The organism is Pseudomonas sp. C11 (assembly GCF_034683865.1).
Lineage (GTDB): Bacteria > Pseudomonadota > Gammaproteobacteria > Pseudomonadales > Pseudomonadaceae > Aquipseudomonas.
On the sequence record NZ_JAWIIP010000013.1, the window covers coordinates 67,240 to 86,843 of the forward strand.

Consider the following 19,604-nt stretch of genomic DNA (forward strand, 5'->3'; position numbering starts at 1 on the left):
CTCAATTGGATAGGGGCGTTCTTCTTGGCTCTAAGGGTAGGTGCCCCATGAGAAAGCAGGGCCGCAATAGATTACGGTATTGCACGAAAGCGCCATGGTGAGAAGGTAGCCGCTTAGTGTGCCCACAAGGCCAATAATAAATCCGCGCTCGGCATTTCGAGCTATATCTGCCTTGGCGTAAATTGCTGCAGTAATTACGCCGAGGATAGCGCCTGCTAGACCCATTGGGAAATCAACGCCAGGGCCATGCAGGTTGGTAAAGAAGTCATTAACTAGTCTAATTAGGGTTGCGGAGGATATTCCAATGGCAATGCCTGTAAGAAAGCCTTTGGGTAACCGAATGGCGCAGCATAGCAGGATAAGGATAGTGGTCACTAAGTAGCCGTATTGAGCTACCCATGCCGGGATGTCCTTGCTGCTATTAAGTAGCAGGGCGGCTGCTGCAAGGTGGGTAATGCCCAGGGCAACGAGCAAATCATATTGCTTTAGTAATCGTCCGTTGATCAATTATAAATTTCCTTTGATTGCTCGGCTTGTATAGGTGTTCGTGTCAGGTTTGGGGAAGCAAGCAGTAGAGCAGTGCGTGTGATGACATTGCTGGAGTAAATTAAGATTTTTATATGAGATGTGGTGCGCTGGTCTTTGGCAAAGCACGCGCCGTCGGAGGTTGGCAAAGTATTGGCAGTCAGCAGGTTGTGCGGATTGTGAGGCGGCGCCAGCAAGTAGCTCGTTGCGCAATCGCGTAAGTGATAGGCTCAAGTATATTGGCCTCTAGAGATAACGGTAGTGCTGACATCCCTGTCTGCACAGAATGGTTATTTAGCGCAATTGCATTGTTTGGCAATTAGCTGGAGGTCTTGTATGTACTGGTTGGTGGCTTTTTCGATGATGGGCTGATTAAGCTGCTGAAAGTGCAGCGTAAACTTTTCCAGTGCTGCGCGACCGACCTGTATTTCCTTTTGCGCCAAAGGTGAAGAGTAGAAAGCGATAAGCTGGTCTAGCTCAGCCTCGGTGAAGCCAGGTCCATAAAATTTTGCCCACGCGGCGACCATGTCGTCTGGTGTCCATGGTGCAACTGTGCTTTCAATAAACTTGTCACCGGCGGCATTGAACCGTTTTTGGAACTCTTCACTGGGAGCCAGCTTGGCCGTTATCTGCCCCATGACCTGCTGAGCTACTTGCTTGTTGTATTCCTTGCCTCGTTCAATCTGCTGCGTCCAAGTGTCTACCAGGCCTTGAGCACGAAGTAGCTCCTCAATTTTCTGAGTTTTGGTGTCTGCAAAGGCTTGAGAGGCGACGACGATGGAGAGGGCTGCAACGAGATAGCGCATGTATGACCTTCCTTAGTGAGCAACAGATTAGCTTGTGTGAGTCGGATGGTAGCTTCCAGTCATGAGCGGAGCCAATGACAAGGCGCGAGACGTGTCGAAATTATAGTGCCGAATGGCGATGAATCGAGCCGGTGAGGGGAGTGAAAGGCACGTGTTGTACGGGTTTTGCACTAATTGGCCCGCAACCAGAGCCTCTCTGACCTACATCGTCACCGCCACTTTCGTAATACAAGAACCCCGAGGATCGAGAGAATCTCGGGGTTTTTGTTTCCGATCGAGCGCTCTGTTCAGTCCGATTCCTTATCGGTCAGTTCTTCATGGAACCCCTCGGCGCCGTGGCGCCAGTAGGCGGCGACGCGCATGGCTTCCTTAGGGTGGCCTTTTTCTATCGCCAGCGCCTTGCGGATGCGTTTCATCAAGCTGGCTTCACCGGCAGCCCAGGCGAAGCCTTCGCCGGCGGGTAGGGGGAGTGCCTGTACTGCAGCCAGCAGCTTTTCGCTGTCGTCGAATTGCTGAACCTTCGTCGTGCCAGGCAAGGTGCGGGGCTGGGTAGCCGAGTCGAGCAAGAGCATGACGTGTACCCGGCTGGTAGGAGGCAGTTCTTCGAGGCGGCGGGTGATGGCCGGCAGGGCGCTGGAGTCGCCGATCAGCAGGTGCCAGTCGTAGTCCATGGGGATGATCATCGAGCCCTTCGGGCCGCCGATGGTGGCTGGCATGCCGGGTTTTGCAGCGGCAGCCCAGTCGCAGGCCTGGCCGTGACCGTGCAGGGCGAATTCGATGGTCAGCTCGCGTTTGGCCGTATCGAAATGGCGCGGGGTGTAGTCGCGCATGACGGTCTCGCCCGCGGTATTGGTGAAGATGAACTTGATGTGGTCGTCGAACGAGGCCGAGTTGAAGTCGGCCAGGTCTTCGCCACTGAAGGTGATGCTGGCGAATCCATCGTCCAGGCGCTCGATGCGCTGGATCAGGACGTTGCGGCGGCGCAATTCGTGACGAACCCGCTGGACGCGGCGCTGTGGGTTGTTGGTGTTCATGGGTGTGCCCTGAGGTGATTAGTTGATAACATCAACAATCCTAAAAGCACATGGTTGATAAAGTCAACGATATGTCCGAAAAGCTTGCTGATGACGTCTTCGAGTCGATCCATTCCCTTATGCACCTGTATCGCGCCCAGCAATACCGGGTTTTGCGCGATGGGCCCCATGACCTCACGCATATGGAATACAAGGTGATGAGCTTTTTCGCTGCTCATCCGGATGCCACCTTGCGTGAGCTGGTGCAGCGCTCCGGGCGTGACAAGGCGCAACTGGCGCGGTTGATCAAGGAGCTGCGTGACAAGGATTTGTTGCAAGGGCAGGTGGATGAGGAAGATCGCCGGATCACCCGCCTGCGACTGACGCCCGATGGCCAGGCCGTGCACGAGACGCTGCGGCGTCAGGGGCAGTTCCTTAACGAAGTCGCCGTGCAGGGGCTCTCCATTGAGGAGCGCGAGCAGTTGCTGGCATTGCTGGAGCGTGTGAGTGCGAACCTGCGCGGCTCATCAGCGGAGTGAGCGGCATGGTCATGATGGACTCAGGTTTCAAGCGGCGGCTACGCAGCCCTGCAACAGACTGAGCAGGGCATCGCGGCGCCGGGATGTGTACAGCGGGTAGTGCGCCAGCCAGGAGGGCAGGTGTTCAAGCAGCTCCAGTGCTGCGACTGCCTTGCTGCCAGAGGGAAGGTAGCCGGCAGACGCGAGTAGCTCGTCGAGCCGTTCACGCAATAGCTGGCGCTGCCCTTCGATATGCTGCCTCTGCTCCGGTGCCAGGCAGTGCAGTTCACGGTTGGCCAGCTGGAAGTGCAGAGGATGGCTGGCGTGCAGTGTCAGCAGATCATCCAGCAGCGCCGCTAGTCTGACCTCTGCCGACTGCTCGGCACGTGGCCGTTCGAACAGTGCCAGCAGGGCCATGTAGTGTTCTTCGATGAATTCCTGCAGCAGCTCTTCCTTGCTTGCGACGTGGTTGTACAGCGAGCCGGCTGACAGTTCCAGATGGCTGGCCAGTTCGCGCAGGCTGACCTGGGCGAAACCGCGTTGGGCAAAGAGTTCGAGCGCACGGTGGCGGTTGCGCTGGAAGCGAGAACTTCGCAGGTCGGGCAGGGTAGTCGTCATCATGCGCTCTCAGCTGCGGATGGGGCGGCCGGGCTGATGCCCGGCCGCGAGCCATTCAGACGCGTTCGAAGATCACCGCGATGCCCTGGCCGCCGCCGATGCACATGGTCGCTAGCGCGTAGCGCCCCTGAACCCGGTGCAGCTCATGGATCGCCTTGGTGGCAATGATGGCACCGGAGGCGCCGATCGGATGGCCGAGAGAGATGCCGGAGCCGTTGGGGTTGACCTTCTCGGGGTCGAAGCCCAGCTCACGGGCGACGGCGCAGGCTTGGGCAGCGAAGGCTTCGTTGGACTCGATCACATCCAGATCGGCAACGCTGAGGCCGGCGCGTTGCAAGGCCAGGCGCGTTGCCGGAACGGGGCCGAGCCCCATCACGGTCGGTTCGACGCCAGCGTGGGCATACGCGACCAGGCGTGCCGTCGGCTTGAGGTTCTGCGCTCGCACTGCATCGCCGCTGGCGAGCAGCAGGGCACCGGCGCCGTCGTTGAGTCCAGAGGCATTGCCGGCGGTCACGCTGCCGCCTTCGGCAAAGGCCGGCTTCATCTTCGCCAGTTGTTCGATGGACACATCGGCGCGTACGTGTTCGTCCACCTCGAAATGGGTCACGCCCTTGCGCGTTTTCAGTTCCACCGGGACGATCTGGCTGGCGAAGCGGCCTTCGGCGATGGCGCGTGCCGCACGCTGCTGGCTGAGCAGGGCGAGGGCGTCCTGGTCTTCACGGCTGATATTGCACTGCTTGGCGATGTTTTCCGCGGTGATGCCCATGTGGATCTCGTGCAGCGGATCCTGCAGCGCGCCGAGCATGAAATCGAGCATCTTGGCATCGCCCATGCGCGCGCCCCAGCGTGCGCTCGGCACCAGGTAGCCCGCCTGGCTCATGCACTCGGCGCCGCCGGCGATGGCTACCTGGGAATCCCCCAGCAGCAGCCCCTGAGCGGCGCTGACGATGGCCTGCAGGCCCGAGCCGCACAGGCGATTGACGGTGAAGGCGGGCGCTTCCTTGGGAATGCCTGCCTGCAGCGCGGCGACGCGGCTTATATAGGCGTCCTTCGGTGTGGTAGGAATGACATGGCCAAACACCACATGCTCGACTCGCGCAGCTTCGCAGCCGGCACGTTCGAGGGCGGCGCGGGTGACCAGGGTCGCCAGTTGCGCTGGCGGGGTATCCTTGAGCGAGCCGCCAAAGGTGCCGATGGCAGTACGAACGGCGCTGACGACGAAGACTTCGGGTGTGTGCATGGCGACCTCCTGGTTGAATGGCGCAAGAGTCTAGGACGCACCTGCCGGCTGTTCCATGCCCGAATTGCGCAGGTGTCGGTGACGGATTTGGATATTGCGATGAAGTGGAAAACGATATGACGGCCATCGGCGATAACGGCAGCTTGCGCAAGCGAGATTCGGTGGCTGCCTATCTGGTCAGTGCCGCCATTCACCGCTTGCAGGATGATCCGCAGCAGGCCGAGCAGTTGCTCTGGGCGGTCGATATCGATCCGGCCTTGCTGGGCGATCCGCTGAACCGTGTGCCGGCTGATGCGGTGGTGCGCCTGTGGCTGCGATTGACCGAGCTATTGGGTGACGAATTCTTCGCCTTCGATTCCGCCGGGTTGCCACGCGGCGCGTTCGCCATGATTTGCCGCAGCCTGTTGCATGAGCCGGATCTGGGCCGCGCACTGCGCCAGTGCCTCAGCGGGCTCAACCTGTTCCTCAAAGACATCCGTGGCGAATTGCTGGTGCGCGGTAAGCGCGCGGCCATCGTGCTGCATACGACCATCAGCGACGTACGCATCCGTGGCGTGGCAGAGGAGATCTACCTCAGCCTGGTGATCGGCGTGGCGTGTTGGCTGGTCGGCAGGCGCATCGATCTCGATCACACCCAGTTCGGCCATCCCCGACCGCCACATGGCGCAGACCCGTTGCTCTGGGGGCCGTGGATCGAGTTCGAGTGTACGCAGACAGCGGTGGAGTTCGACGCGGCCCAGTTGGCGCTACCGGTGGTGCGCAACTTCGCCAGCCTCAAGCAGTTTCTACGCCAGGCCCCCGAAGGGCTGGTGGTGCGCTTTCGCAACCGCGACGGCTTGTCGGCTCAGGTTTATCGCTTGCTCAAGGAGGCCTGTGACATGCAGTGGCCGGCGCAGATCGAGATGGCCGCTCGCCTCGGGCTCAGCGAGTCGGCCTTTCGTCGCCAGCTGGAGCGTGAGGGCTTTTCCTACCAGGCACTCAAGCATGAAGTGCGCAAGGCGCTGGCGTTCGAATACCTCAACGACGCTGCGCTGAGCATCGCCGAGATCGCGGCGCGCTGTGGTTTTCAGGAGCCCAGCGCCTTCCATCGTGCTTTCCGCCAGTGGACTGGCATGAGCCCCGGGCGTTACCGCTCTGCGCTTTGCGGCGAGCCTGCCAACCATTGATTGCGCCCATGGCGACTATCGAAAGCGCTGATTTCTGCTGAGGTCGCCCCCGGCCTAAGCTCACCGGCAACGAAACGCTCAAACCGTTGGAGGTGGCTATGCCGCGCATCGATGTGGTTTCCCTGGTGGGTAGTGCGGTGCCTGCCGAACTCAAGTCCGATGGCCATATGGCTTGCTGGTTGCTGCTGGTCGATGGCCAGCCCAAGGCCGGCCCCTTCGCCTCACGCGAGGCAGCCCTGGCTTGCCAGGCGATCTGGCAGCTCAGTACTGCCGTTCGTGGTGACGCGAGTTCCAGCTTCCTGGCCTGATCGATTTTCCGCGCCTGCTTTGCGCTCCCTTTGGCCCGCCTTGATGGCGGGCTTTTCTTTTATCTGTGCAGGTAAACTGGCGCTTTTCCCGGTCGGGGTAAGTGGGCGTGAAGTGGGACATTTTCTGCGCCGTGGTGGACAACTACGGCGATATCGGCGTGACCTGGCGTCTGGCCCGGCAACTGGTGGCCGAGCACGGATTGGCGGTGCGCCTGTGGGTGGATGACCTCACGGCCTTCGCGCATCTGTGCCCCACGCTTGATCCGCAGTTGGCCATACAGCAGCAGGCTGGGGTGGAGGTGCGGCACTGGCCACGTGCCTGGCAACCCGTCGAGGTGCCCGATGTGGTGATCGAGGCGTTTGCCTGCAATCTGCCTGAACAGCACGTCGAGGCGATGGCATCGCGTGAGCGCCGGCCGTTGTGGCTGAATCTGGAATACCTCAGCGCCGAGGACTGGGTGGCCGGTTGCCATGGATTGCCTTCGCCGCAGCCGGGCGGTTTGCAGAAGTTTTTCTTCTTTCCAGGTTTCGTCGAGGGCACTGGCGGTCTATTGCGTGAGGCCGATCTGCTCGCTGAGCGGGATCGTCTGCAGGCCGATGATGAGGCGCAAGCTGCCTTCCTGTCGCGTCTGGGCGTGGTACGGCAGGAACAGGCGCAACTGATCTCGCTCTTCGCCTATGAAAATGCTGGTCTGGGCGAGTGGCTGGATGTTCTTTCCACCGCTGAACAGCCCATACAACTGCTGGTACCGCAGGGACGCATTCTTGCCGATGTACAGGCCTGGCTCGGGGCGTTGCTGGCACCTGGCGACCTATGTCAGCGTGGCAATCTGCATCTGCAGGTGCTGCCCTTCATGCCGCAGGCCGACTACGACCGGCTGTTGTGGTGCTGTGATTTCAATGCCGTGCGCGGCGAGGACTCTTTCATCCGCGCGCAGTGGGCGGCAAGGCCCTTGCTCTGGCATATCTATCGGCAGGAGGAGGGCGCGCATTGGGACAAGCTCCATGCCTTCCTTGCGCTCTATCGCCAGGGGCTCAGCACTTCAGCCGATGCCGCTTTGGTGAAGTTGTGGACGGCCTGGAACGCCGGAGAGGGCATGGCAGCAGCCTGGAGTGAGGTACAGCGCAACTGGCACGAGCTGCAGAAACATGCCCGGCGCTGGTGCACACAGCAGGCCGCTCGGCCGGATCTTGCCTCGGCACTGGTGCAGTTTCATCGAAATTGGCTATCATAGCGGGCTTAGAATTCTGTACCTCCCGCATATTTCGGATATTCGCATGAAAACTGCACAGGAAATGAGAGTCAACAGCGTGGCCCTGATCGACGGCCAGCCGTGGCTGATTCAGAAGGCCGAGTTCACCAAGTCCGGCCGTAACAGCGCCATCGTCAAGATGAAGCTGAAGAACCTGCTCAATGGCTCCAAGACCGAAACCGTCTACAAAGCCGACGACAAGATGGAGCCGGTGATTCTCGAGCGCAAGGAAGTGACCCTGTCCTACATCAGCGGTGACGACTATGTGTTCATGGATCCGGAGTACAACTCCTACGAACTGCGCGCCGAAGATCTGGAAAGCGTTCTGCCGTTCATCGAAGAAGGCATGAGCGACATCTGCGAAGCCGTGTTCTTCGAAGGCAAAGTGATCTCCGTCGACCTGCCGACCACCATCGTGCGTCAGGTTGTCTACACCGAGAACGCTGCTCGTGGCGACACCTCCGGCAAGGTGATGAAGCCTGCCAAGCTGCGCAACGGTACCGAGATCAAGGTTGCCGAGTTCGTCGATATCGACGACTGGATCGAGATCGACACCCGCGACGCTTCCTACAAGGGTCGCACCCAGGCGCCGGCTTAAGCCCGAGCGTTTCGAAAAACCCGGCCTGCGCGCCGGGTTTTTTGTGGGCGCAGGTTTTGTGTGCTCATTCGTCCGAGCGGGGCAGGCTGGCCTGCAGCGCCTGATCCCAGGGCGGCGGAAAACCGAAGCGCTGCTGCAGAAAACTCAGCAAGAGACGAATACGCGGGCTGCCTTCACGCTCCAGGCGCAAGGCGTAGATGGTGCTGGGCTCGGTCGGTGGCAGGCCGCTCTCGCAGAACAGCGGCACCAGTTCGCCACGTTGCAGATGCTCGCTGCTCATCCAGGTGGGCAGGTGGGCGATACCCAGCCCGGCAATCGCGCTGAACAGCAGAGTTTCGGCGTTGTTGGTGACCATCCGTAGGCGTTTGGGTTTGCACTGCTGCAGTTTGCCGTCGATGGCGAAGCGCCAGGCATAGGGTGGGGCGAGGCTATCCCAGTCGAGGCCGTCATGCTGATCAAGTTCCACCGGGCTAAGCGGGATGCCGCGGCGGCGCAGGTAATCCGGGCTGGCACAGACGATACGCAGCATCGAGGCCAGCGGTGTGGCCACCAGGCGGCTGTCCGGCAAGGGGCCGATGCGTACCACCACGTCCACTTCGCCCAGGTGTTCGCCGTGCAGATCGGTGAAGCTGTCGATCAGGCGCAGTTGCACGTCCAGGCCAGGGTTGGCGGCGAGGAAGTCGGCGATGGCCGGGGCCAGATGGCGGCGACCGAAGGGGGTCGGTGCGTCGATGCGGATCAGGCCTTCCGGGGCGCTGCTCAGCGACACGGCTTCGGCACGGGCCAGGTGCAGCTCGTTGAGGATGCGCCGGGCACGTTCGGCGAAGGCCAGACCGGCGGGGGTGACCCGCACGGCATGGGTGGTGCGGCTGAACAGACTGCTGCCGATGGCGCGCTCCAGGGCATCGATACGCCGCGCTACCGCTGAAGGCGTAAGCGGGTGGCGGCGAGCGGCCGCCGAGAAACTGCCGGTTTCCAGCACATCGAGGAAGAGCTCCAGCTGGTCGGTCAATGCATCCGGGTTCATGTGTGCTCGCCTGTGCGTTTTATGCAAAGCCATTGTGCGCGGTTGTGCGTTTCCATACTAGCCGCAGGCTTCTACCATGCGCACAACCTTGGAGGTGTCATGAGCCTGTTCGATCTGTTGCTGAATCTGTTGCTGGGTGTCGCGCTGGGTACCGTGGGCGGTCTGTTCGGGATCGGCGGTGGCCTGATCGCCATTCCGGTGCTCGGTGTGCTATTCGGGCTCGATCAGCAACTGGCGCAGGGCACGGCGCTGGTGATGGTGGTGCCGAACGTGATGCTGGCCATCTGGCGTTACCACCAGCGTAACCGCATCGATCTGCGGCATGCCCTGTTGCTCGGCGTCACCAGCTTCTTCTGCGCCTGGCTGGCCTCGCTCTACGCCGTGGGGGTGGATGCGCGCACCATGCGCTGGGCCTTCGTTGGCTTCCTGCTGGCGCTGGCGGCCTACAACCTGTTGCGCATGCTGATGCAGCAGGCCGCGCCCAGCGGCGAGTTGCGCTATCCCTGGGGCTGGTTCGGTGTGCTCGGCGGTGTCGCCGGCGCCATGGGTGGATTGTTCGGCGTGGGCGGGGCGGTGGTGGCCACGCCGGTGCTGACCAGCGTGTTCGGCACCACGCAGGTGGTGGCGCAGGGGCTGTCGTTGTCGCTGGCGCTGCCCAGCACCGCCGTGACGCTGTTTACCTATTCGATGCACCAGCACGTCAACTGGTGGATGGGCATACCGCTGGCCATTGGCGGGCTGCTCAGCATCAGCTGGGGCGTGCGCCTGGCGCATGCGCTGCCGGAGCGCCTGCTGCGCAGCCTGTTCTGCGGCTTTCTGCTGGTTTGCGCGGTACTGTTGGCGTTGGAGCTTTAAAGCTCCTCGTCATCGCGAATCAGTACATAGCGGCGCCCCTCGGCGTCGTCTTCCCGATCGTAGACGTAATACATCACCACTTCGCCCAGGCTTGGCTGCGCGGCCACGTAGTCACCGCTCTCAACCGTGAAGAAGGTCTTGCTGCCGGGGGCGGCGAGGCTTTCGACGCGGGCGCTGAAGAACAGCGCCGGGTCTTCCTCTCCGAAATACTCTTCGCGCTGACGGGCGTCCCAGTCGATCGGCGCTTCGAAGGCGCCCAGCAGCAAGACGCGTGCTTCGCCCAGGTCGAGCTCTTCGGCGTCCTCATCCTGTTCGTCCGGGCGATAGACGCTGCACTCGAGTGCGCGCGGGTCTTCCAGCACGGCGTTGCGGGCTTGCGAATCGAGGGGCATGGCGGTCTCCAGAGCGAGTGGGCAGGGCGGCAGTGTCGGTGATCGGGCGAGGTATTGCTACCAAGGAACGAGGAAAATCGGCACTGGGTGCAATTGTTGCTGAACCGGGTGGAGCCAAGAATTCGCGGCAGATCGGGAAAATTTCCCGGTGATAACAATGAACCCACAGAGGTAGCCGCAATGAAACACGCCGGTCTTCGCCAGCCCTTGATCCTCACCGCACTCTGTGCCGCCATGCTGTTGCCATCCGCCGCTGCACTGGCGGTGACCGATGCCGAGATTCTCAAGGACGCCACCACCACCGACCAGATCGTCACCAACGGCCTGGGCCTGCAGGGCCAGCGCTACAGCCCGCTGAGCATCCTCAACGATCAGAACGTCAAGGAGCTGCGCCCGGTCTGGACCATGTCCTTCGGTGGCGAGAAGCAGCGCGGCCAGCAGGCCCAGCCGATGATCAAGGATGGCGTGATGTACGTCACCGCCTCCTACTCGCGGGTGTTCGCCGTCGATGCGCGTACTGGCCGTGAGCTGTGGCAGTACGAGGCGCGCCTGCCGGATGACATTCGTCCGTGCTGCGACGTGATCAACCGTGGCGTGGCGCTGTACGACGACCTGGTGATCTTCGGCACCCTGGACGCCAAGCTGGTCGCCCTGAACAAGGACACTGGCAAGGTGGTCTGGAGCAAGCGCGTGGCCGATCACAAGGCCGGTTACTCCATCACCGCGGCGCCGCTGGTGGTCAATGGCAAGCTGATTACCGGCGTGTCCGGTGGTGAATTCGGTGTGGTCGGCAAGATCGAGGCCTATGACCCGAAAAACGGCGACCTGCTGTGGACTCGCCCGACCGTTGAAGGTCACATGGGCTACGTCTACAAGGACGGCAAGCCGGTGGAGAACGGCATCAGCGGTGGCCAGGCCGGCAAGACCTGGCCGGGCGACCTGTGGAAGACCGGCGGCGCAGCGCCCTGGCTTGGTGGTTACTATGACGCCGACACCAACTTGCTGTTCTTCGGTACCGGCAACCCGGCGCCGTGGAACTCGCACCTGCGCCCGGGCGACAACCTCTATTCGTCCTCGCGCCTGGCGCTCAACCCGGACGACGGCAGCATCAAGTGGCACTTCCAGACCACGCCGCACGATGGCTGGGACTTCGACGGCGTCAACGAACTGATCTCCTTCGACTACCAGGACGACGGCAAGACCGTGAAGGCAGCCGCGACCGCAGACCGTAACGGCTTCTTCTACGTGCTCGACCGTACCAACGGCAAGTTCATCCGTGGCTTCCCCTTCGTCGACAAGATCACCTGGGCCAAGGGCCTGGACAAGAACGGCCGGCCAATCTACGACGACAGCAACCGTCCGGGCTCGCCGAGCGCGAAGGAGAAGGGCACGAGCGTGTTCTCCGCACCGGCCTTCCTCGGTGCGAAGAACTGGATGCCCATGGCCTACAGCCAGGACACCGGCCTGTTCTACGTACCGTCCAACGAGTGGGGCATGGACATCTGGAACGAAGACATCGCCTACAAGAAGGGCGCGGCGTACCTCGGTGCCGGCTTCACCATCAAACCGCTCAATGAGGACTACATCGGTGTGCTGCGCGCCATCGACCCGAAGACCGGCAAGGAGGTCTGGCGCCAGACCAACTATGCGCCGCTGTGGGGCGGCGTGCTGACCACCAAGGGTAACCTGGTGTTCACCGGCAACCCGGAGGGCTACCTGCGTGCCTTCAACGCCAAGACTGGTGAGAAGGTCTGGGAATTCCAGACCGGCTCCGGGGTGATCGGCTCGCCCGTGACCTGGGAAATGGACGGCGAGCAGTACGTCTCGGTGCTGTCCGGTTGGGGTGGTGCGGTGCCGCTGTGGGGCGGCGAAGTGGCCAAGCGCATCAAGAACCTGAATCAGGGCGGCATGCTGTGGACCTTCAAGCTGCCGAAGGAACTGGTAGCCAAGCACTGAGCGTTCAGGTAACTGGCAGCCCCTCTCCCGGTAACGGGCGAGGGGCTGATTGCGTTTTCTCCCCTCGCCGAACGCGGCCGCTAAAACCCTCTTTGCGGAGGGGGTGATCCGCGACAGCGGCAGATTTCCTGAACACGCAAAAACCATGGCCGGGCTTTGTCCGGCCATCGGCGATTCACGACCCTGAACGGTCGCTGACGTTTTTTCTCGGCGGGGAACGCAAGACCGAACGAGCCGGTCTAGCCTTTAGCTTCCATTGCCTCGTACCTCGCTGCCAAACGTCCGTGCCAGACCGGCTCTACTACCAAATGACGAGACGATCTGTGCCATGGGTGCATACCGAGGGCGTAGGGGGCTTTCTAAGATCGAACCATGACCTGCTTCCACCGAATGGGGGCAGGCTCCGACAAAAAAGAGAGGACGCATCATGATTTACGCGAAACCCGGTACCCCAGGCTCCGTCGTGACCCTCAAGCCGCGCTACGGCAACTACATCGGCGGCGAGTTCGTCGCCCCGCTCAGCGGCCAATACTTCACCAACACCAGCCCGGTCGACGCTTCGGTTATCGGTGAATTCCCCCGCTCCAACGCCGCCGACGTCGACAAGGCGCTGGACGCTGCGCATGCCGCCGCCGACGCCTGGGGCCGTACCAGCGTGCAGGAGCGTTCGCACATCCTGCTGAAAATCGCCGACCGCATCGAAGCCAATCTCGAACTGCTGGCCGTGGCCGAAACCTGGGACAACGGCAAGGCCGTGCGTGAAACCCTCAACGCCGACGTGCCGCTGGCGGCCGACCACTTCCGCTACTTCGCCGGCTGCATCCGCGCCCAGGAGGGCAGCACCGCCGAGATCAACGACGGCACCGTGGCCTATCACTTCCACGAGCCGCTGGGCGTAGTCGGGCAGATCATCCCGTGGAACTTCCCGCTGCTGATGGCCGCCTGGAAACTTGCCCCGGCCCTGGCCGCCGGCAACGCCATCGTGCTCAAACCGGCCGAGCAGACCCCGCTGTCGATCACCTTGCTGGTGGAAATCATCGGCGACCTGCTGCCGCCGGGCGTGCTCAACATCGTCCAGGGCTTTGGCCGCGAAGCCGGTGAAGCGCTGGCCACCAGCAAGCGCATCGCCAAGATCGCCTTCACCGGCTCCACCCCGGTCGGTTCGCACATCATGAAATGCGCCGCCGAAAACATCATCCCGAGCACCGTCGAGCTGGGCGGCAAATCGCCGAACATCTTTTTCGCCGACATCATGAACGCCGAGCCGGCCTTCATCGAGAAAGCCGCAGAAGGTCTGGTGCTGGGCTTCTTCAACCAGGGCGAGGTGTGCACCTGCCCGTCGCGCGCACTGGTGCAGGAGTCGATCTACGACGCCTTCATGGTCGAGGTGATGAAGAAGATCAAGCAGATCAAGCGTGGCGACCCGCTGGACACCGACACCATGGTCGGCGCCCAGGCTTCGCAGCAGCAGTTCGACAAGATCCTCAGCTACCTCGAGATCGCTCAGCAGGAAGGCGCCCAGGTGCTCACCGGCGGTGGCGTAGAGAAACTCGAAGGCGACCTGGCCAGCGGTTACTACATCCAGCCGACCCTGCTCAAGGGTACCAACAAGATGCGCGTGTTCCAGGAGGAAATCTTCGGCCCGGTCATCGGCGTCACCACCTTCAAGGACGAAGCCGAAGCCCTGGCGATCGCCAACGACACCGAGTTCGGCCTCGGCGCCGGCGTGTGGAGTCGCGACATGAACGTCGCCTACCGCATGGGCCGCGCGATCAAGGCCGGTCGTGTGTGGACCAACTGCTACCACCTGTACCCGGCGCACGCTGCCTTCGGCGGCTACAAGAAGTCCGGGGTCGGGCGCGAAACCCACAAGATGATGCTCGACCACTACCAGCAGACCAAGAACCTGCTGGTCAGCTACGACATCAATCCGCTGGGTTTCTTCTAAGTCGCAGACCCAAGAGGCCGCACGTTCGCTCCAGCGTGTGGCCTGTCACCCTGGCGATGCCCCAGATCGGCAGCAGACCCTTATCGCAACGCGGCTTCGGCCGCGTTTTTTATGGGCGCATGTTTCAGACCGGGCGATCGCCGGAACCTTCATGGCGCGATCCATTCCTACTAAATGGACGCACCTACCAATGCCAGTGCCGATTCATCCCAAAGTACCATTTGGCCTCTTGCCTGGCGGGGGCTTAATGAGGGTGCCGGAATGCCCCGGTGCCATAACAAGAGGACCGCATCATGTGGACTAAACCCGCCTACACCGATCTGCGCATTGGCTTCGAAGTGACGATGTATTTCGCCAACCGCTGATCGCGCCTGGCCCCGGCTCGTCCGGGGCATCCCGCTGGTGACTTCCATGCATATCCAGATTCTTGGCTCCGCCGCCGGTGGCGGCTTTCCCCAGTGGAACTGCAACTGCCGCAACTGCCGTGGCGTGCGGGCCGGTACCCTGCGTGCGCAGCCGCGCACGCAATCGTCCATCGCCATCTCTGACGACGGCGAGCAATGGATTCTGTGCAATGCCTCGCCGGATATCCGTGCGCAGATCGAAGCCTTTCCGGCGCTGCAGCCGGCGCGCAAGCTGCGCGACACGGCCATCGCCGGCATCGTCCTGCTCGATAGCCAGATCGATCACTGCACCGGGCTGCTGACCCTGCGCGAGGGCTGCCCTCATGAAGTCTGGTGTACCGAGATGGTGCACCAGGATCTGACCAGCGGTTTTCCGTTGTTCAACATGCTCAGCCACTGGAACGGAGGCTTGCAGCACCGGTTGATCGAGCTGGACGCCAAACCTTTCAGCATTCCCGCCTGTCCGGCGCTGAGCATCACCGCCATCGCTCTGCGCAGCAGTGCGCCGCCGTATTCGCCGCATCGGGGCAATCCTCATCCCGGCGACAATATCGGTCTGTTCATCGAAGACAGCCGCAGCGGCCGCAGCCTGTTCTACGCACCTGGCCTGGGCCAGGTGGACGAACACCTGCTGGGCTGGATGCGCCGCGCCGATTGCCTGCTGGTGGATGGCACGCTGTGGCGCGACGACGAAATGCGCGTGTGCGAGGTCGGCGACAAGCTCGGCAGCGAGATGGGCCACCTGTGCCAGAGCGGCCCTGGCGGCATGATCGAGGTGCTCGACGGCCTGCCGTCGACACGCAAGATCCTCATCCATATCAACAACACCAACCCGATTCTCGACCTGGATTCGCCTGAGCGTACCGAACTGGACGCCCGTGGAATCGAGGTCGCGTTCGATGGCATGAGCATCCATTTGTAGGGTGCGCTGCGCCCTGGGGAATCCCGATGAGCCAAGCTGCCATGACACCTGCCGAATTCGAGCAGGCGCTGCGCGCCAAGGGCGCGCTGTACCATATTCATCACCCGTTCCATCGCGCCATGTACGAAGGTCGCGCCACCCGCGAACAGATTCAGGGCTGGGTGGCCAACCGCTTCTACTACCAGGTCAACATTCCACTCAAGGATGCGGCGATCCTCGCCAACTGCCCGGATCGCGAAACGCGTCGCGAGTGGATCCAGCGCATCCTCGACCACGATGGCGCGCCCGGCGAGGAGGGCGGTATCGAGGCCTGGCTGCGCCTGGCCGAATCGGTCGGTCTCGACCGTGAACAGGTGCTGTCGCAGGAGCTGGTGCTGCCCGGCGTGCGTTTCGCCGTGGATGCCTACGTCAACTTCGCTCGCCGTGCGAGCTGGCAGGAAGCGGCCAGTAGTTCGCTGACCGAGCTGTTCGCCCCGCAGATCCACCAGTCGCGTCTGGATGCCTGGCCGCAGCACTACCCATGGATCGACGCCACCGGCTACGACTACTTCCGCAAGCGCCTGAAAGAGGCGCGCCGCGATGTCGAACATGGCCTGCGCATCACCCTCGAGCACTACCGCACCCGCGAAGCGCAGGAGCGCATGTTGCAGATCCTGCAGTTCAAGCTGGACGTGCTGTGGAGCATGCTCGATGCCATGAGCATGGCCTATGAACTGCAGCGTCCGCCGTATCACACGGTGACCGACCAGCGCGTTTGGCATCGAGGGATCGACCTATGAAGGGATCGAATGGAGCGCCCCACATGACCACTCCCAATGCCAGTAGCGTGCCGATGATTCGTCGTGGCTTTCGCCTGCAGTTCGAGCCAGCGCAGGGGGGCCATGTGCTGCTCTACCCGGAGGGCATGATCAAGCTCAATGACAGCGCCGGCGAGATTCTCCAGCAGGTCGATGGCAAGCGTTCGGTGGCCGAGATCATCGGTAATCTGCACCAGCGCTTCCCTGATGTGCCGGGCATCGACGAGGACATCCTGGCCTTTATCGAGGTGGCACATGCACAGTTCTGGATCGAGCTTCGCTAAGCCGGGTGTGCAGGTTGGCCCGCCCCTCTGGTTGTTGGCCGAGCTGACCTACCGCTGCCCGCTGCAATGCCCGTACTGTTCCAACCCGCTGGATTTCGCCAGGCAGGGCGACGAGTTGTCGACCGCCGAATGGATCGAGGTCTTCCGCCAGGCGCGTGAACTGGGTGCGGCGCAGTTGGGCTTCTCCGGTGGCGAGCCGCTGGTACGCCAGGATCTCGCCGAGCTGATCGCAGCGGCGCGCGGCCTGGGCTATTACACCAACCTGATCACCTCCGGCATCGGCCTGACCGAAGCGCGTATTGCCGAGTTCGCCGACGCGGGGCTCGATCACATCCAGATCAGCTTTCAGGCCGCCGACGAGGAGGTGAACAACCTGCTGGCCGGCTCGAAGAAGGCCTTCGCGCAGAAGCTGGCCATGGCCCGCGCGGTCAAGGCGCACGGCTATCCGATGGTGCTCAACTTCGTCACCCATCGGCACAACATCGACAATATCGAGCGCATCATCGAGCTGTGCCTCGAGCTGGAGGCGGATTTCGTCGAGCTTGCCACCTGCCAGTTCTACGGTTGGGCGGAACTCAACCGCGCCGGCTTGCTGCCGACCCGCGCGCAACTGGAGCGCGCCGAGCGCATCACTAATCAGTGGCGCGACAAGCTGGCGGCCGAGAACCATCCGTGCAAGCTGATCTTCGTCACCCCGGATTACTACGAGGAGCGCCCCAAGGCCTGCATGAACGGCTGGGGCAACCTGTTCCTCGACATCACCCCGGACGGCACGGCGCTACCCTGCCACAGCGCGCGGCAGTTGCCGGTGCAGTTTCCCAATGTGCGTGAGCACAGCCTCTCGCACATCTGGCGCGAGTCGTTCGGCTTCAACCGCTTTCGCGGCGACGACTGGATGCCCGAGCCGTGTCGCTCGTGCGACGAGAAGGACAAGGATTTCGGCGGCTGTCGCTGCCAGGCCTTCATGCTCACTGGTGATGCCAGCAATGCCGACCCGGTGTGCAGCAAGTCGGCTCACCATGGTGTGATTCTCGCGGCACGCCAGCAGGCCGATGAGGCGCCGCTGGGGCTGGAGGCGTTGCAGTACCGCAACGACAAGGCCTCGCGGATCATATGCAAGGTGTGACCGATCCCGATTCGATCTGGAGCGCCGAACAGGCCGCGGCCGCCAGCGCCGACTTCGCCGAGCTGCATGCGGCTCATGGTGGCGTGCTGTGGGTGGCGTTCGACCCGCAGCTAGCACGTTGCGGCTTGTTCTTCTGTCGCGACGGCATCGTGTGCGAACTGATTCCGCCAGGGTTTTCCGTGCGCAGCCGTGTTTATGAGTACGGTGGCGGCGCTTGCTGTGCCACGCAGCAGGGCGTTGCTTTCGTCAACGAGCGAGATCAGCAGGTCTATCGCATCGATATCGGCTTGGACGGCGGTGCACACGGCGCACCCTACCTGATCACCAGTCATTCTCACTGCCGCTACGGCGACCTCTCTTTCGTGCCCGCCTGGCAGGCATTGCTGGCCGTGGAGGAAAGCCATGAGGGTGGTGCCGTGGTGCATCGCCTGGTGCGTATCGGCCTGAGCGGCAAGCGCGAGATCCTGGTCGAGGGAGCCGATTTCTATGCAGCACCGGTGGCTGATCCAAATGGCCAGCGCCTGGCCTGGATTGAATGGGATCGCCCTCACCAACCCTGGGTCGCTACACGCCTTTGCCTGCGCGAGTCCGGCGAGCGCGCGCGTGTGATGGCCGGGCAGGGCGGCGACCAGTCTCTACAGCAGCCTCGTTTCGATGCGCAAGGGCGGCTTTGGGTATTGAGCGATCAGGCCGGTTGGTGGCAGCCAAGATGCGTCGATACGGATATGCGGCTGGACGCCGCGCCGTTCGATCACGCGCCCGCGCCATGGCAACTGGGCGGACGAACCTATCTGCCGCTGGAAAACGACGAACTGCTGCTGACCCGTTTCGAGCAGGGAGGCGGCGTGCTGGTCAGGCATCGCGCTGCCAGCACGGAGCAGCGATTGGCGGAGGGCTTTACGCGTTTCCGGTCCCTGGCCGCCGATGCTGAGCACTTCTACTGCATCGCTGGCGCCCCGGATCGCCTGCCGGCTGTGCTTGCCATTCGCCGCCGCGATGGCGCGCTGCGGCTACTGGCAGGTGGAGCGCAGCCGTTGGCTGAAGAACAGCTCTCACGTCCTCAGCCGTTCAGTTGCGCGGTGGCTGATGAGCGCAGCCATGGTTTTTTCTACTCGCCCGTGGCAACCGGAGAGCGTCCAGCGCTGGTGATCTTCCTGCACGGCGGGCCGACTTCGGCCAGCTATCCGGTGTTCGACCCGCGTATCGCCTTCTGGACGTTGCGCGGTTACGCGGTGCTCGATCTCAACTACCGGGGCAGCAGCGGTTATGGGCGGGCTTATCGCCTGCGTCTGGCTGGGCAATGGGGCGAACTGGAAGTCGAAGACATTCGCGCCGCTATCGAGGCGCTGGCCGCGAGGGGGCGAATCGATCCGCTGCGCGTGTTCGTGCGTGGCGGCAGCGCCGGCGGCTTCAGCGCACTGCGAGCGCTGGTCGAACTGCCGCAGCTGCGCGGTGGCGCCAGTCTTTACGGCGTCAGCGACCCGCAGGCGCTGCGCCGGCTGACGCACAAGTTTGAGGCCTATTATCTCGACTGGCTGATCGGCGATCCCGAGCAGGACGCCCAGCGCTACCGGGATCGCACGCCCCTGTTGCAGGCCGAGCGGATCAGGGCGCCGGTGATTTTCTTTCAGGGCGCGCTGGATGCCGTGGTGGTGCCGAGCCAGACCGAAAGCATGGTCGAGGCGTTACGCCAACGCAGTTTGCCGGTCGAATATCACCTGTTCGCCGAAGAACGCCATGGTTTCCGTCAGGCCGCCAATCTGGCCGAAGCCCTGCGCGCCGAGCATGCCTTCTATCAGCGTCTGGGCTGAACGCAGGTCGCATTGCATAAACCGGGCAATGCAGTAG

At 62.4% G+C, this 19,604-nt stretch carries 21 protein-coding genes; 14 read left to right on the plus strand and 7 right to left on the minus strand.

The window, feature by feature from the left end; genetic code table 11:
- Positions 1–30: 30 nt before the first annotated feature.
- The 3 genes from VC352_RS19785 to VC352_RS19795 all read right to left on the minus strand — a co-directional run bounded on the left by VC352_RS19785 (position 31) and on the right by VC352_RS19795 (position 2,365).
- A complete protein-coding gene (locus tag VC352_RS19785) occupies positions 31–507 on the minus strand; it encodes a hypothetical protein (RefSeq protein ID WP_322981225.1) in 477 nt (158 codons plus the stop codon).
- Between the two features lie 308 nt (positions 508–815).
- Complete coding sequence (locus tag VC352_RS19790) at positions 816–1,331, minus strand: DUF2059 domain-containing protein (RefSeq protein WP_322981226.1); 516 nt, start codon at positions 1,329–1,331, stop codon at positions 816–818.
- Positions 1,332–1,618: 287 nt separating this feature from the next.
- Positions 1,619–2,365, minus strand: coding sequence for a siderophore-interacting protein (locus VC352_RS19795; RefSeq protein WP_322981227.1), 747 nt, complete (start codon positions 2,363–2,365; stop codon positions 1,619–1,621).
- A 71-nt stretch (positions 2,366–2,436) separates the two neighbouring features.
- Between VC352_RS19795 and VC352_RS19800 the strand changes: the two genes are divergently transcribed.
- Entirely contained in the window at positions 2,437–2,883 is a 447-nt protein-coding gene (locus VC352_RS19800; protein ID WP_322981228.1) for a MarR family winged helix-turn-helix transcriptional regulator, read from the plus strand.
- A 27-nt stretch (positions 2,884–2,910) separates the two neighbouring features.
- Here VC352_RS19800 and VC352_RS19805 read toward each other — a convergent pair whose 3' ends face one another.
- Complete coding sequence (locus VC352_RS19805) at positions 2,911–3,483, minus strand: helix-turn-helix domain-containing protein (RefSeq protein WP_322981229.1); 573 nt, start codon at positions 3,481–3,483, stop codon at positions 2,911–2,913.
- 52 nt (positions 3,484–3,535) lie between these two features.
- Positions 3,536–4,720, minus strand: coding sequence for an acetyl-CoA C-acyltransferase family protein (locus VC352_RS19810; RefSeq protein ID WP_322981230.1), 1,185 nt, complete (start codon positions 4,718–4,720; stop codon positions 3,536–3,538).
- 143 nt (positions 4,721–4,863) lie between these two features.
- Between VC352_RS19810 and VC352_RS19815 the strand changes: the two genes are divergently transcribed.
- From VC352_RS19815 to efp, 4 genes are all read left to right on the plus strand, one after another.
- A complete protein-coding gene (locus VC352_RS19815; RefSeq protein ID WP_322981281.1) occupies positions 4,864–5,886 on the plus strand; it encodes an AraC family transcriptional regulator in 1,023 nt (340 codons plus the stop codon).
- 98 nt (positions 5,887–5,984) lie between these two features.
- Entirely contained in the window at positions 5,985–6,194 is a 210-nt protein-coding gene (locus VC352_RS19820; protein WP_322981231.1) for a hypothetical protein, read from the plus strand.
- A gap of 101 nt (positions 6,195–6,295) precedes the next feature.
- Positions 6,296–7,429, plus strand: coding sequence for an elongation factor P maturation arginine rhamnosyltransferase EarP (gene earP / locus VC352_RS19825; RefSeq protein WP_322981232.1), 1,134 nt, complete (start codon positions 6,296–6,298; stop codon positions 7,427–7,429).
- 43 nt (positions 7,430–7,472) lie between these two features.
- Positions 7,473–8,045 carry an elongation factor P gene (efp, locus tag VC352_RS19830; protein ID WP_322981233.1) on the plus strand — a complete coding sequence of 191 codons (573 nt, stop codon included), beginning with the start codon at positions 7,473–7,475 and terminating at the stop codon, positions 8,043–8,045.
- 64 nt (positions 8,046–8,109) lie between these two features.
- On the opposite strand, the gene VC352_RS19835 is transcribed toward efp, so the two are convergent.
- Positions 8,110–9,072 (minus strand): LysR family transcriptional regulator, encoded by a 963-nt coding sequence (locus VC352_RS19835; protein ID WP_322981234.1) that lies wholly within the window; start codon positions 9,070–9,072, stop codon positions 8,110–8,112.
- Between the two features lie 99 nt (positions 9,073–9,171).
- Between VC352_RS19835 and VC352_RS19840 the strand changes: the two genes are divergently transcribed.
- Complete coding sequence (locus tag VC352_RS19840; protein ID WP_322981235.1) at positions 9,172–9,927, plus strand: sulfite exporter TauE/SafE family protein; 756 nt, start codon at positions 9,172–9,174, stop codon at positions 9,925–9,927.
- On the opposite strand, the gene VC352_RS19845 is transcribed toward VC352_RS19840, so the two are convergent.
- Entirely contained in the window at positions 9,924–10,319 is a 396-nt protein-coding gene (locus VC352_RS19845; protein WP_322981236.1) for a hypothetical protein, read from the minus strand. The genes VC352_RS19840 and VC352_RS19845 overlap by 4 nt on opposite strands.
- Positions 10,320–10,499: 180 nt before the next feature.
- On the opposite strand from VC352_RS19845, the gene VC352_RS19850 reads away from it, so the two are divergent.
- The 8 genes from VC352_RS19850 (at position 10,500) to VC352_RS19885 (ending at position 19,567) form a co-directional block, all read left to right on the plus strand.
- Positions 10,500–12,275 carry a methanol/ethanol family PQQ-dependent dehydrogenase gene (locus VC352_RS19850; RefSeq protein WP_322981237.1) on the plus strand — a complete coding sequence of 592 codons (1,776 nt, stop codon included), beginning with the start codon at positions 10,500–10,502 and terminating at the stop codon, positions 12,273–12,275.
- 427 nt (positions 12,276–12,702) lie between these two features.
- Positions 12,703–14,223, plus strand: a complete 1,521-nt coding sequence (locus VC352_RS19855; protein ID WP_322981238.1) for an aldehyde dehydrogenase family protein — start codon at positions 12,703–12,705, stop codon at positions 14,221–14,223.
- Between the two features lie 293 nt (positions 14,224–14,516).
- Complete coding sequence (gene pqqA, locus VC352_RS19860; RefSeq protein WP_003243383.1) at positions 14,517–14,588, plus strand: pyrroloquinoline quinone precursor peptide PqqA; 72 nt, start codon at positions 14,517–14,519, stop codon at positions 14,586–14,588.
- A gap of 46 nt (positions 14,589–14,634) precedes the next feature.
- On the plus strand, positions 14,635–15,549 hold the full coding sequence (pqqB, locus tag VC352_RS19865; RefSeq protein ID WP_322981239.1) for a pyrroloquinoline quinone biosynthesis protein PqqB: 915 nt from the start codon (positions 14,635–14,637) through the stop codon (positions 15,547–15,549).
- 26 nt (positions 15,550–15,575) lie between these two features.
- Entirely contained in the window at positions 15,576–16,328 is a 753-nt protein-coding gene (gene pqqC, locus VC352_RS19870) for a pyrroloquinoline-quinone synthase PqqC (protein WP_322981240.1), read from the plus strand.
- A gap of 23 nt (positions 16,329–16,351) precedes the next feature.
- On the plus strand, positions 16,352–16,630 hold the full coding sequence (pqqD, locus tag VC352_RS19875) for a pyrroloquinoline quinone biosynthesis peptide chaperone PqqD (RefSeq protein ID WP_322981241.1): 279 nt from the start codon (positions 16,352–16,354) through the stop codon (positions 16,628–16,630).
- Positions 16,602–17,756, plus strand: a complete 1,155-nt coding sequence (gene pqqE, locus VC352_RS19880) for a pyrroloquinoline quinone biosynthesis protein PqqE (RefSeq protein WP_322981242.1) — start codon at positions 16,602–16,604, stop codon at positions 17,754–17,756. The genes pqqD and pqqE overlap by 29 nt, the downstream gene beginning before the upstream one ends.
- Positions 17,744–19,567 carry a S9 family peptidase gene (locus VC352_RS19885; protein ID WP_322981243.1) on the plus strand — a complete coding sequence of 608 codons (1,824 nt, stop codon included), beginning with the start codon at positions 17,744–17,746 and terminating at the stop codon, positions 19,565–19,567. The genes pqqE and VC352_RS19885 overlap by 13 nt, the downstream gene beginning before the upstream one ends.
- Positions 19,568–19,604: the final 37 nt, after the last annotated feature.